Raw genomic sequence first — 14,409 nt, 5'->3', positions numbered from 1 at the left:
GTACAGAATACCTTTCCTGTATTCTGACGACTGGCACCTTTATTCTGTTCGATAAAAGGCTCAATAAAATATTGGGGATTGAAAAAACCTTTTATCACTCGCTACTCCCAATCCTCACCCAGCAATTTTTGGTTTGTCGAGCAACACTATTAATTTAGAATTTTGAATTCGGAGCAAAGCGACGTGACAGACTTCTTTGAATTTGAAGCAGACTTTGTTGATTCTTTGCGTTGCATCCCCATGCAGGTACGTTGCAAATTAGATACCTGTGGCATCAAGCTAAAATTGTCTGATTGGAATCAAATGACTACAGCAGAGCGTCAAGCTTTAGTCGAATTACCTTGCACTACAGAAACAGAAATTCAGTTTTATCACGAGCATATTCAGCAATTAATTGTACAACGCAGGGGTATACCAGCGACAAAATTGCCTATCGAGCCTCATCCTGCATGGCTTGACTCTGCCACTGTACCAGCCAGCCTTCAGGAAAAAGCTCAAGAAATAGGTGTAACCCTAACACAGCAACATTGGGCAGCTTTAACACCATTACAGCGTTTTGCCTTGATTAAACTCAGCCGCGCCGGACATGAAAACAAAAATTTTCCTACAGCAATGGCAGAATTTCATTTACTTTAATTAGTCAATAGTCATTAACAGAACAAATGTGAGCTTTGTTTTATTCTTAATCAAAATTTATCAAATATATTTGGGGCATACTGACGTCAACACCTACCGCTCAATAAATAGGTATTAATCAGATTAATTTGAACTATTAATCAGATTAATTTGAACTGTGTTGAGTCGCATCAAAATATTTCATTCCGATGAAAGAAATATAAATTTGTTGTAAAGGGGTTCTTGCACAAACACGGTAAATGGTAATGTGTTGCAGTGATATGCAGCACTTAACGTTGTAGTTGCACTTTTTGTAACCAAATTACAGAAATATTAACAGGTTAAATTCCGTGCTACCTAGAGGTCAGTCCAAAGGTGAATCTTCGAGAAATATTACTCTTGCTTAAGGGTAACGGATGAAGTTTGCCGAAAATATCAATTTGGAAGCAAGTTATTTGTGCCTTGAAGCACAAACTGCAAATTCACAACTGAAGTGACTGAAAAAATCGATTTATTGAGGGAGGTAAAAATTATGGCAGATATCATTGGAACTAACGGTAATGATACTCTAGAGGGTATGTACTTCGAGAACGACACGATTAACGGTAAAGCAGGCAACGATACCATTATATCTTCCCATGGCGACGACACCTTGACTGGTGGCGGTGGCAAGGATAAATTTGTTTACGCGTTGTACCATGTCACTAATACTATCACCGATTTCGGTGGAGTAGGTAAAGGAACACACCCCACAGCAGCAGTAATTGCCGAAGTCGATACCCTAATATTCCAGGGTGATGGCTTGACAGCCCGAAATCTACAGCTGACCGAAAATGGCAACAATCTAGAAATCAGCTTTGAAGGGGAAGATGGTGCCGCATTTATCCTGCAAAACTTTGCCTTGGAAAATTTAGATAACCTAAGCTTATCTACAGGAGCCACTGTAAACTTGGGCAATATTTTATTTGATGGGCAAACTAGCATTACGGACAGCTTTGATGTTTTCAATGCCAACTCCATCCAAAACACTATTTTCAACAAAAACACAGTCACCTTCCTTAATGATCTTAACAATAATGTTAACGGCTTTGACAACTCAGATGATGTCATAAATGGTCAAGGGGGTAATGACATCATTGACGGCAAAAGTGGCAACGACCTTTTAAGGGGTGGTACGGGGAATGATACTCTCATTGGTGGTCTGGGCAATAATACCCTCAATGGTGGTACTGGTGACGATTGCTTGAATGTTGACTCTTCATCAGGCAATAATCTGCTCTCTGGGGATGATGGTAACGACCTTTTAAGGGGTGGTACGGGGAATGATACTCTCTTTGGTGGTCTGGGCAATGACTCCCTCGTTGGTGGTGCGGGCAATGACTCCCTCGTTGGTGGTGCGGGCAATAAAGTACTCTCTGGGGGCGATGGCAATGATTTTCTAGATGTCTCTGGCAATTCATTTTACAGTAGTAACGGAGGCAACCCCACTTCATCAACAGGCAATAATACCCTCCAGGGTGGTGCAGGTGATGATACCTTGACTGCTGGCGGTTCAACAGGCAATAACCTACTCTCTGGGGGCGATGGCAATGATTTTCTAGATGTCTCTGGTAGTCTTACAGTAGGTGATCAGTCTCAGTTCGACTATCGAGCATCAGGCAATAATACCCTCCAGGGTGGTGCAGGTGATGATACCTTGACTGCTAGCGGTTCAACAGGCAATAACCTACTCTCTGGGGGCGATGGCAATGACTCTCTTTACGGCTCTGACCTTGGCTTTTACCCAGTTGGCAATAACACTATCAACGGTGGTAATGGCGATGATCTCCTCAAGAGTAGTGATGGCGATGATCTCCTTACAGGTGGCGGTGACAAGGATAAATTTGTTTACCAGTTGCAGTACGGCACTGATACTATCACTGATTTCGGTGGAGTCGGTAAAGGAACAAACCCCACAGCAGCAGTAATTGCCGAAGTTGATACCCTAATATTCCAGGGCGCTGGCTTGACAGCCCGAAATCTACAGCTGACCGAGAATGGCAACAATCTGGCAATCAGCTTTGAAGGGGTAGATGATGCCGCAGTTATCCTGCAAAACTTTGCCTTGGAAAACCTAGATAACCTAAGCCTATCTACAGGAGCCAGTGTAGATTTGGGCAATATCTTGTTTGATGGGCAAACTAGCATCACGGACAGCTTTGATGTTTTCAATGCCAACTCCACCCAAAACACTATTTTCAACAAAAATACAGTTACCTTCCTTAATGATCTTAACAATAATGTTAACGGCTTTGATAACTCAGATGATGTCATAAATGGTCAGGGGGGTGATGACCTCATTGACGGCAAAAGTGGCAACGACCTTTTAAGGGGTGGTACGGGGAATGATACTCTCATTGGTGGTCTGGGCAATAATACCCTCGTTGGTGGTGCAGGTGATGATACTTTGACTGCTAACTATTCAACAGGCAATAACGGCAATAACCTGCTCTCTGGGGGCGATGGCAATGATTTTCTAGACATCTCTGGCTATGATGGAGCAGCTATAGGTGGCGACGACATTTATACCTACGACAGTGAATCAAAGGGCAATAATACCCTCAACGGTGGTGCAGGTAATGATACCTTGAATGCTAGTGGTTCAACAGGCAATAACCTGCTCTCTGGGGACGATGGCAATGATTTTCTAGATGTCTCTGGTAGTCTTACAGTAGGTGATGGGTCATTGTCCGATACTCGATCAACAGGCAATAATACCCTCAGCGGTGGTGCAGGTAACGATACCTTAACTGCTAGCGGTTCAACAGGCAATAACCTACTCTCTGGGGGCGATGGCAATGACTACCTTACAGGTGGGAATGGTAATGATACCTTTGCTTTCAATAGTTACAACGAAGGTGTAGATACTCTTTATAACTTCGACACCACTAAAGACCTGATTCAGGTATCGGCTGATGGTTTTGGTGGCTGGTTGTCAACACCTTCACTCTTCGCTAATCAGTTTACCATCGGAACATCTGCAACCACTAGTAGTCAACAATTTATCTACAATGACATTACAGGCGGATTATTCTTTGACCAAGACGGTAGTGCATCTGGGTTTACTCAGGTAAAATTTGCACAATTATCAGCTGGATTGTCACTAACCCAAAATAATTTTGTGGTTGTTTAATCGTCAGTAGCGTTTGACCATTACTAAGCAGGATGTGTTGCGAGGTGCTAAAAATAGTACCTTGCATTCGATTGCTCAATGCAAGTCATTTTGATCAGCGATCGCCATTCTTGCACACATATAATCAACTGTATCCTAGACATCTGATATAAATTAATTATTCCTTGCCTCAAACCCTTGTAGAGACGTAGCACTGCTACGTCTCTACATTCATTTTCTTTTCCTTTGTCTATTACCTTCGGGACGTTAGCCAAGCTGAAGATGCATCCAGAATTTGTATTACCCCCCTGCTTCAGATTTTGGCGATCGCGTAGCGTGCCTCCGCCACTCCTTCGTAATTTTTCACTCAATTTCTACTGAGACAAAATTAGTCAATTATCATCGACAAAAATAACTGACAACAGACAACTGAAAATTATATATTTTGGGAATGAAACTAAATGCATTAAAAAGTACTATTTTTTGATAAATTGTCATGTGTTTAATTTAGCAGTTAGGATATTAAAAGTACACTACCGATACAATCTGATTCATCTGCGTAACAAGCCAAGTTGAAGACAAACTATCACTAGATCGAATCCTTATTCACATTAGGTGAAAGAATTTGAAATTTTACATCTGAAATTTTAAATTTCTTAGCAGTAAGTGAAGCTATAGTGGATTTAGCAACGCTGCTGTTAATGTGGCTAAGGTTAGTCCTGCTGCCAAATTATGTGAAGAATTAGTTTAGAAACGCACTTCTTATCGATGACAGGCAAAAACGCAAGACATAATGCATTTCTGCGGCTAGTGTCTGGTAATGGGGCAGCTTTTGGATCAGAATCTCGCTACTCGCTGCCCCCCAGTAAAGAAATGGTAATTGGACGCGACCCCAGCTGCCAAGTTGTCTTGGATGCCACGACGTACCGAATGGTATCTCGTCGTCATGCGGTGGTTCGTCCCCTTTCTTTATCCCCAGATAGCAAATTCAGCTGGGTGCTATGTGATTTGAATAGTGCTAATGGCACTTATTTGAATGGAGAACGCTTGTATGAATGTCAGGAATTGCACCCAGGCGATCGCATTTCTCTAGGTGCTGATGGCCCACAATACGTTTTTGAGTACGAGTTTACCTTACTCACCCCGGCCACGACAGTTAACCAAATTATACCATTACCTTCGGCGACAAACTACCACAATCACACGCAATTAAAGCAGCCTGATTCTGTTAGCTTCACCCAGCTTTTTCCGATTATTTCCACTGGTAAAGATTTAACTCGTAAAGCTTACCTCATACCCGGAATACTGACCGTAATCTTTGTAGTATTAATGTTTGCTACAGTCGGTCAGCCCCAAGCTAATCAAGTTATCGTAGCAAGTTACATCGCCTTCGCTGCCTACTATTTTGTTTACCAACTTTGCGGTAAACAGAAGCCTTGGTGGGTGCTAATGGCTACGGCATTAGCTACGATGCTAATTTTGCTCAGTCCGCTGTTGGATGTATTTATCTTCGTGTTTCGCGGCATCCTGCCTGGAACCTTGCCGTCACCCCAAGAATCTATCACCTTCACAGAATTACTGGTGCGGATGTTTTTTGGCGCTGGCTTGATGGAGGAATTACTCAAGGGATTGCCTGTACTAGGGGCCTTTGCCATCGGTAGAATTTTGTCTTCACCTTGGCGGGAACACATAGGTGTCTGGGAACCTCTAGATGGTATTCTCCTGGGAACAGCTTCTGCTGTGGGCTTCACTCTCTTGGAAACTCTTGGACAATACGTGCCAGATATTACTCAAAATGTCACGCAACAGGTGGGTACAGGCGCTGCTGGTCAACTGGCAGGTTTACAACTGCTAATTCCGCGAATTTTAGGTGCTGTAGCCGGACACATGGCTTATAGTGGCTACCTGGGTTATTTTATCGGGTTAGCTGTTCTGAAACCCAGTAGAAGTTGGCAAATCCTTTCTATTGGTTATCTTAGTGCCTCTGCTCTCCACGCTCTGTGGAATGCTACAGGATCAATCAATGCCTTGCTGTTGGTAGTTGTTGGGGTGTTATCTTACGCCTTTTTGATGGCGGCAATTCTCAAGGCAAGGGCACTGTCACCCACACGATCGCAAAATTTTGCTACTAGATTTATTGGCCCAAAATAAGAGATGAAATCAATTCAAAATTCAAAATTCAATATTGTTCGCCTTGGTCTGGTAGAGAAGAAAAAGAAAGTATTTATCTCTTGAGATAGATGTCCTACTTTGAAAATCAGCGTATTGTAAATTTATATTAGGGTTGGCCGTATCTACAAAAAGAAAGATCATTAAACTAAACTTCTTGAGAAAGTATTGATTTTCGACTATTTCTTTGTCCGTCTGCGTAAGGCAAACCAACATCTTTGCGAGGTACGCCTCTGAACACAGTTAGTGCAAAGTGCGGCCGACACGAACTACAGCTTATGATGAAAATCTTAGTTTTTTCTACTACCTACTCCCCATTGCTGATTCATAGTTCAGACTGAGACTTATTAAGTTGAGTGAAAGCATAGGAAGCGATCGCTAAACTAACCTTTGCTTTCTCTACTTCTGATAAAGCTGTCCACTGGCTATTTTTAAGATTACTGAGCGCAGATCCGGCGTTATGCGATTCGCTACTTCGCATCGCGTAAGCGAAAGGACGAGCCAAAACTAAAAGATCCTCTGTTCCCCAAGTTGGTAGTACTGTCTGAACGCACTCAACTAGTTGCTCACCGATTAATTGGCGAGCAGCAAATATCTCAGCAGCTTTAGTGGCGATCGCGTTGAGCAATTCTTGGGGGACATACGCACAAAAAGTAGTATATAATGTTTCTTTAAGATTAAGTACTACTGACTGTTGTAGGTTGTGATTGTCGTCTGGTGTAGAAGGAATAGTAGACCAAAGTGTGTCTAGATGGCTGTAAAAATCTGGCGATTGCCTGATCAGTTCTTCGTCAACCAAATCTTGCATTCCAAACTGTTCTTCTAGCTCCTGAAAATAAGCTTCTGATTCATCATCACCTGGATTCCAAGGATAGGTAGCATCCTCTGGTTCCAGTAACGCTTCTAAAAACTCTAAATCTACTTGAGATGGCAAAGAGGAGAAAGTGTCTGAACCATTATTTTTTTTAGCCATTTTTTATTGCCTGACGATTATTTGGTCGTATTTACAGCTACAATTCCTAAGAGGAGATTTCCGTAAAAAACAATTGATTTTTCTCCCGGAAAAACAGACTTTAAAAGCTGATGCTTAACATCAAAATCTATTTTGGCAATAGGTCTGCTAGAAGTCCTCAATAATAAACTCCCAGGTTTCACCTCTAGCACTTCCAAACTTTAACTGCATTCCCGATTTTAAAGGGACTTCCTCTCGGAGGATTTGCTGCCAACCATTAGGGCCTAAAAACCAGGTTGTCCCGTAGGTGGAAAAATCTTGCAAGTAATAAGTTCGCATCAGTGTAGCATCAGTAAGAGTATTGCGGCAGAAGATTTCGGCGTGGCGTTTGGATACAGATGGTTCCGGGATGATAATATCATTGTCTTTCGTGCGACCGATGCGGGTGACTCCATAACGCAACAACCAGGTTTTACCTTTTGGGGTCAGCGATCGCAAAGAAGCAGTCGGAAGCGGCAAATCTGTATCAGGAATCGCCGTGTCTGGTAGTTCCGTAATACCTTCATCCAGGTTTTTAATCAGTTCGCCATTAAAATCTGGATGCAGGTAGAGAACAGGCAAAGTCCAAGCCGGTTGATTAAATTTATACAGTGTTAATAACTCTTGCCTAGCCTGTGCTACGGCTTCATCGATTGGTTTGTATGATCGCAAAGCTTCGGTAAAAGCTTGAATAAAACTCTGGCTTTCGTGGTCAGCAATTTCATCGCGCATCCCCAAAACCGCAGGTACACCATGACGAATTAGTACTTCTGCTAAACTGCTGGCAGGTATTGCTTGATGATTGCTAGCAGCTGGTTGTGCGCCCCAACAGGCGTTGAAAACCGCTAGTTTTACACCTGTACGGGTCAATACTTGTGCCAATTCTATCCCATTCAGGGGCATATCTGGTCGTAAAAACAGTAACCCCCCATCTGGGCCAGGCAAACCATGTCCAGCATAAAAGAAAACATTGTATGCTTTGGTTTCTAATTGATCAATCAGATCCTGTGGAGTTGGTTGTAGAAGTTGATTCACTATACAAGGTGCATATCTTTGGGAATTACCACCCACAGGCGTATCTGCAAGAATTTGCTGTAAGATTGCAGCTTCTTGTTTCAGTTCCAGGTTTTGATCATGACCTAAAACCAGTAGGATACTTAAAGCCTTGTCAGTTCGTAAATACGGTAAGGTATCAACTTCAGTGCTAGTGCGACTAAATAGCAAATCTGGGGAAAGAGACATAGCCGATTGCCCAGGCTCACGCTGCATAATTTCCCAAGGGAAAGCGATCAGATCCGGGTCACGAATTTCTAGTCGAAAGCGCAAACGTGTATGCTCACCCATAGCAATACCGCGACTACGTTCTAGACTACCAAGAATTTGCCCCTCGAATACCCAGCGCCATAAATTCATTCCCAAGTATTGCATCAGACGACTGCTGTGGGGGCCAGTGGTCTGACCTGAAGGGGGTGAAATCCAATCTATGGGCAATGGGTTGGCGTTTTGAGATGTTGAGTTTGAGGAAATATCGAGGCGACTATGACCAGCAAACATCTGCTGCCATTCTTGCCAAACTTGAGTTAGTTCAACAGGCCATACACAGTCACGTAAAACGTAGCCACTGGGATAGGGAGCCTTGACCACCCAAATGGCGAAGTTGTCAGTGCCAGTGTTTAAAAGACGAGCGATCGCCAAATTCAGGGATGGCATGGATTCATTAAATTAAAAGCTAAAAACAAATAATTTAAAATAACAATTCTCCAAAATGAAAATTTTCTACTTTTTTACCTTGTAAATTTTTTATTCTGATTGTTACCTGTTATTATTCCAGGTTTTTACAAGTTTATCAAAACAGAATTCAAGAGTCAGGAGTCAGAATACAAAAAGGGTATTATGTACTACTGGCTGATGAATAACCGGCGTTTTTGCACCCCCACTGGATAGCGCTACGGAGAGCGAGTCTGCGTACTCTTGCGTCTTGTAGAGAGCGTCAAGATTGCTGAATTCTGCATTCTTCTTCAACGAGTATTTGACTAAGTACAGAATTTCATAAGTTCATAGCAAATTAAATTAAAATTGGCAAAACTCAGCGCCCCTCTGCGCCCCTCTGCGCCCCTCTGCGCTTAAAAAAGCTACGAATTTCGGAAATGCTGTACTAAGTTGGACTGGTGTCAGGTGGTTGAATAACTGGTGGTTGCGTGACAGTTCTATACGGATTTGGTTCGTCTGATTGTAAAACAGATACGGCAAAACTCTTTAGTTGGGAGAAGTTCAGCAATACTGTTTCCGGCAAAGGTTTTGAATTTAATGGAACTAAGGGAATTACTCTTGGGTTATTAGTATTAGCTGGAGTTTGTGTACTTTTATTAGCACAGACTCGCATAGACACCGAAAAATCAAGAGAAGTAGGTTTGAGGTTTGATCTTTTCTCAATAACTTCTAAAAAAGTCCCAGGGGGAAGTGATTGCTTGTTTACCGAAGAGATTTGCTTGTTGGTTTTAATTACCCAACCAGGAGAAAGGTTAGCAAGCGATCGCGTGATGGGTGTCGCTTCGGTGGTAGGGTTGAGAGTTTGTATGGGATTGGAAAAAATTGGAAATAGCCCTGATGGCGATCGCAGCTTCACAAAGATTCCTAAAGAACCTGCTGCTACCACAAATATTAATGGAACTATCCACTGTAGGGGTAAACTGGAAGTTTTGACAGGCTCCGTTTCTGGAATAACCTGAGTTTTGTGGTTTGAACTACCTAAAAGTGTCGTATCTGTCGTTCTGGAAGTCAAATCAACAGTTTTGGCAGAATAACTCTCTGGAATCACTGCTTTGATAGTGATCTCTGGTTCCCAATATTGAACTTGATAGTGGACTAAAGCAACCGTGACATTATCGTGTCCATTTTTAGTATTAGCGATTTCGACTAATCTATCCGCAACATTTACTATATTTGTTTCCCCAACTAGAATCGGCAAGATTTCTGTTTCCCAGTACTCCTCCACCCGATCAAAATCACTTAAACCATCGGATGTGAGTAGAAAAACAGCATCTTCGTCGAGCATAAACCGTCCCGATGTCGGATGCAATGAAGTGCTAGACCCCATGCCCAAAGCCTGGACGAGAGAGCCAGCAGCACTCTGTTGCACAGCCTCGCGGTAAATGGCATAACCTAGTCGGACTTCGCGGGAGGCGACATCATCATCAAGGGTAACTTGATAACAGCCGTGGCGTGTAATCCAGTAGGCACGACTATCGCCAACGTGGGTAATGTACATTTCGTGAGCAACAGGCAATGCCATGACTAATGTCGTCCCCATACGCTGACGCCCTTGGCGATTTTCACTATCATTGCGCTGACTAATTTTGTCATTGGCAATCGCCACTGCCTTTTCTAGGTCATCGAGCAGCAGTGAGGGGTCTATGTGGTCGTAGGGAACTTTTGTTAGTTGCTGTACCTGCTGCTGGATCGTTTCAATCGCTAAATTTGAGGCGACATTACCGCCCTCGTGGCCACCGATACCATCACAGACAATTGCTAAAGCTGTTGGCTGGGGTGGTTTACTGATCAGAGTACCACTGGATGGGCTACAAGCATCTTCGTTACGTTGGCGACTTGGGCCAGTGTCGGTTTTGGTAATAATTTTGATTGTGGGTGTTTGCGATCGCCCTAATTGTGCCAATCCCTGATCTAAAACTGTGATTAATTGATCGGTTGAATTCATCTCTCCCTGAATTAAGGAAAGGCTAACCTGAGCAACAAATTGAGTGATAGCTGGTTTGGTATTACTGACCAACTGCTGCCAAAATTCACCTAATTGGGGCAATTCTGGTGATGTTGCGGTGTCGAAACGCAAATCCAACAAACGTACTAATGATCCTTCTACTCGTAATACATAAGAGTCAAGTAAGCTAGAGGCTACACCTTCACTCGCAAGAGGTTGCCACAGATGAGCTATTTGCCATAACCAATTGAGTTGGCGCATCGATGTTGCATCCCGCCAAGCGGTAGTTAACTCGCTGCATAAATGCACTTGTGGGATTGTGTCATCTACTAATAGTGGCGGTTTTTCTAAGAGTAATATTTCTCCAGGAGAGGGCCCGTCAGCGACAAAAAGGACTCCATATACCTGCGGTACGTGTAAGCGGTAGGGAATGAGTCTCAAATAAGCTTTGAGAGGCTGGAAATTATCTAACTCAGGCGTTAGCGCTAATAAACCAGGCTTTGTATCTAAAAGAACAAATTTATCAAGGACTAAATAGCGATCGGCTAATATTTGTCCAGGGCTACCCACACTCGGGCCATCTACCACAGCCCAGAGATAATTTTTGGGTAAGGGCGTGGAACATCGCTGGCAAAACTTGTGGGTCAGGGGGTTGGCAGCCTGACAATTTTCATTTGGACAGTAGAGCGTTGCCGCGTCATTTTCCATAGTTTTCGCACCGATCAGCGATTGGCAATTTCTTTAACAACATTAGTAGGGACAATCTAGACCGCTCATCTTTCTGAAACTTGACATACCCAGACTTTAGATGATGATTTTAGCTGGCGGATATCAGCAGGTGCTAATACTTAACTTATCCAAAGAATACGCTCCCAAGTCCACCCTACAGCCTCATCATAGCTTCTGTTGCCCTGTGACTCTCCATCAATAAAGCAACTAACTCCAACCCTGTCCCCAAAGCATAACCCAAGCATGACTCTGTTATTTGCTTTGGCTGAATTACCCCATCATCAAGATGCAGATAATCTTGGTATTTATTTAGTTTATAAGTAGGATAGCAATAATTAACTTTAATTAAGAATTAAGATAATTAAATATACTTTTGGCAAAAGTAAGTTGGTGGGCAGAAAAATTTATCAGTATGTCATTGCGAGTGGAACGCAGTGTAACGTTCGCACAGCGTCTCGTAGAGAAGCAATCGCAATGGTTTTGACTACTTTAATATTTTGTTACATAGTTAGGTTTATTTATGCCTACCTACTTACCTGACGAAGGAAGTGGTTTATCTGACTTTTCAGGCTATATGGAAAATCTCTTTCCTACAAGGCTACAGTCTACACACAAGTCATCGAATTCCCAAAAATCTTGATAAAACCTCAAAGAGTCCTACCGGACATCCCTCTCCTTGGCAAGGAGAGGGAAAGATTTACCTACAGGGTAAATCGAGAGTGAGGTTTTAATTTTTGGGTGCTAGAGTCCATTTAGATAGAGAATTTTTGAGATGTGTGTACACTGTAGCCTTGTAGGAGGAGCCACTGCGTCAGAGACTTGAAATTTTCCCCCTTAGAGCGTCGCAAAGGGGTTAGGTTTTTCGTGGGCTTTTCCAGATGACCTGAATTGTCACAAGGGTTCAGCCAGCCCGCTACTAACTATTGAGCTTATTGTTTGTTATCAATTGCTACTTGGGGGACTCCCATACTGTAGTTGGTAACACGCGCAGAAAGATTGTAGCTGAGTTCGCCCAGTTGCAGGAGCGATCGCAAATAATGCTCTAAGTCTGACCCCACACGGCGTAAGTTATATTCTGTGAGGTCTGCGCCACTAGATGCTTCTACTAGTTCATCAAATTTTCGGTAAACCTTTTGCAGCGCATCTTCATTCCAGTTAAATTCGTTATCTGGGTCAACATCTAACGTTAAGACCTGTTGACTAGGAATTAGTTCGCCATCCCGGTCAATTTCACCTGCAAAAATGCGAACATGCCGGGTTGTAGACTTGAGCAGCATCGGGTTATCCATAAAAGGGTGCAAGATTTGGGTGGATTACACTGAAATTATTGTAGACGTTATATCTGAGCTTGAATGCTCTCAATTTACAAGCTTTGAAGGCAGTTTCAAAAGAGTATATTGAATGGGCATAAGTAAAAATATCATTTGTACTGATTAGGTTGCTACTTCTATTAGGAGTTGAAGAGGGAGCTAGCTGTTAGTACTGACAGTAGTCCAATTATTTTTCTCCAAAAATTACTGGGTAGAGTGTTTTCTTTTGAGGCATATAAACACCCTCTTACCGGTGTGGTAATCTTACCTACTACTAATATTTTTTACTCATCAAGCCCAAAACACAGTAGGGTCGGGCACTTAGTAGGAATAATTTAATCTGTGTACATTTTTTCATGGAGAACAAAAATTTTTACTTTAATAATTATGCTTAAAAATCTCTTCTGAATTTGCTGCTGAAAAAAACGCACATCTAGTAATTTTACTGAATAGAGCTACATCGACCTCTGGCTTTAATAAGTTCAAAAAAAACCAGCGATTTTACTTACGTATAAACACCATATTTAAAGTAACAAGTAAAACTGTTATTGACGTTAACATAAAGTTGATGTAAAAACCTTTAAAAAGGGCGAACAACTTCTTACAGAAACTTTATTGTGTAGAATCTTAAAAACTGAATAATAGTTATGGCTTAACATAAGCTATATCTGGCACAGTCACATCAAAATCTAGGCAGTGAAAATCTACCTTGAAAATAAAACACAGGAGAGTGAAATAGAATACAAAGGTGATTGATGAAGAAAAATTCTTAATTCAAGCACTTTGGATTCAAAAAAGATATAAAGAATTTTGCTGGACATCTACCTCCTTACCCTCATGACCACCAAGTAAAGGAATCTCAATAGCTATGAACTCCAAAGCATTACCACGCCAGATAAATAATCTTGAAGTCGGTGTTTATGAGTGCGAAATACATCTCAAATTCCGGTTGATTGAGGAAAAGAGTCTATTGGGCGATCGCGAACAATTATTACAGGTGCTACTTGATGCTTTAACCGAAGGTTCTGACGACTTTTTAGAAACGCTGCAAGCGTCCGTTAAAGCGCAGGAAGTATCTGAGTTCAAAGCCTCACCTCAAATGCGACGCCAGCTAATGCGCTTGCGTAATGCTGCTGAGAATCCACAGACCTGAAGGTGTAATTTAAATACTGGCAAAACGTGAATTGGGTATCAAATCAAATCTTGAGCCCATACCCCCGTTGCAATAGAAACTAAGCAGTAAGTAGAATTCATCAAATACTGTGATTTCTACTTTGTGAAAGTCTTATTTAGCAACACAAAATCCCAGGAACAGTTTCCTCCATTAAAAACTTTGTAGCAAAGGGTACTGGTAGAATCTAAGAGTAAATTCAGCCGGGTGCATTTTACCGAGTTTTTATCAAAACATTGTAGGAATAACAAAACCCTGTGTCTTTACAGATGGGGAATTGGACAACAGGCGCAAATCAAATGAAAATCTAAAAGACCAAAGTAAAAATAAACAAGAGGGGTAAAGGGTAAAGGGTAAAGAGCAAACGTTATTCAGAACCTTTGTAGAAACATAGCAGTGCTACGTCTCTAACTCAATGCCCAATGCCCCATGCCCAATACTTCTCTACGAGAGGCTACGCCAACGGCTTCTCTACGAGACGCTACGCGAACGCTCAGTACAAGTGCCCAATGCCCAATGCCCAATGCCCAATGCCCAATGCCCAATGCCCAATGCCCA

9 protein-coding genes are annotated in these 14,409 nt (G+C 42.3%); 4 read left to right on the top strand and 5 right to left on the bottom strand.

Annotated elements, in window-relative coordinates:
* Positions 1-183 precede the first annotated feature (183 nt).
* Together PUQ00_RS29335 and PUQ00_RS29330 are read left to right on the top strand one after the other, a co-directional pair.
* Positions 184-636 carry a nitrate reductase associated protein gene (locus PUQ00_RS29335; RefSeq protein WP_300423197.1) on the top strand — a complete coding sequence of 151 codons (453 nt, stop codon included), beginning with the start codon at positions 184-186 and terminating at the stop codon, positions 634-636.
* Between the two features lie 511 nt (positions 637-1,147).
* Positions 1,148-3,787: a calcium-binding protein gene (locus PUQ00_RS29330; protein ID WP_300423195.1), complete on the top strand. Its 2,640-nt coding sequence runs from the start codon at positions 1,148-1,150 to the stop codon at positions 3,785-3,787.
* A 47-nt stretch (positions 3,788-3,834) separates the two neighbouring features.
* Here PUQ00_RS29330 and PUQ00_RS29325 read toward each other — a convergent pair whose 3' ends face one another.
* Positions 3,835-4,137 (bottom strand): hypothetical protein, encoded by a 303-nt coding sequence (locus PUQ00_RS29325; RefSeq protein WP_300423193.1) that lies wholly within the window; start codon positions 4,135-4,137, stop codon positions 3,835-3,837.
* Between the two features lie 397 nt (positions 4,138-4,534).
* Between PUQ00_RS29325 and PUQ00_RS29320 the strand changes: the two genes are divergently transcribed.
* Positions 4,535-5,917, top strand: coding sequence for a PrsW family glutamic-type intramembrane protease (locus PUQ00_RS29320; protein ID WP_300423191.1), 1,383 nt, complete (start codon positions 4,535-4,537; stop codon positions 5,915-5,917).
* Positions 5,918-6,260: 343 nt separating this feature from the next.
* On the opposite strand, the gene PUQ00_RS29315 is transcribed toward PUQ00_RS29320, so the two are convergent.
* From PUQ00_RS29315 to PUQ00_RS29300, 4 genes are all read right to left on the bottom strand, one after another.
* Positions 6,261-6,908, bottom strand: a complete 648-nt coding sequence (locus tag PUQ00_RS29315; protein ID WP_300423189.1) for a hypothetical protein — start codon at positions 6,906-6,908, stop codon at positions 6,261-6,263.
* 147 nt (positions 6,909-7,055) lie between these two features.
* Positions 7,056-8,636, bottom strand: coding sequence for a CHAT domain-containing protein (locus tag PUQ00_RS29310; RefSeq protein ID WP_300423188.1), 1,581 nt, complete (start codon positions 8,634-8,636; stop codon positions 7,056-7,058).
* A 445-nt stretch (positions 8,637-9,081) separates the two neighbouring features.
* Positions 9,082-11,349: a protein phosphatase 2C domain-containing protein gene (locus PUQ00_RS29305; RefSeq protein ID WP_300423186.1), complete on the bottom strand. Its 2,268-nt coding sequence runs from the start codon at positions 11,347-11,349 to the stop codon at positions 9,082-9,084.
* A gap of 950 nt (positions 11,350-12,299) precedes the next feature.
* On the bottom strand, positions 12,300-12,659 hold the full coding sequence (locus PUQ00_RS29300; protein WP_300423185.1) for an NAD(P)H-quinone oxidoreductase subunit M: 360 nt from the start codon (positions 12,657-12,659) through the stop codon (positions 12,300-12,302).
* Positions 12,660-13,548: 889 nt separating this feature from the next.
* Here PUQ00_RS29300 and PUQ00_RS29295 point away from each other — a divergent pair.
* A complete protein-coding gene (locus tag PUQ00_RS29295; protein WP_138498346.1) occupies positions 13,549-13,833 on the top strand; it encodes an Npun_R1517 family heterocyst differentiation transcriptional regulator in 285 nt (94 codons plus the stop codon).
* Positions 13,834-14,409: the final 576 nt, after the last annotated feature.

The sequence above is a fragment of the Nostoc sp. S13 genome (assembly GCF_029379315.1).
GTDB lineage: Bacteria > Cyanobacteriota > Cyanobacteriia > Cyanobacteriales > Nostocaceae > Nostoc.
The sequence above is the reverse complement of the archived record's forward strand: the minus strand, read 5'-3'. Positions and strand labels throughout refer to the sequence as shown.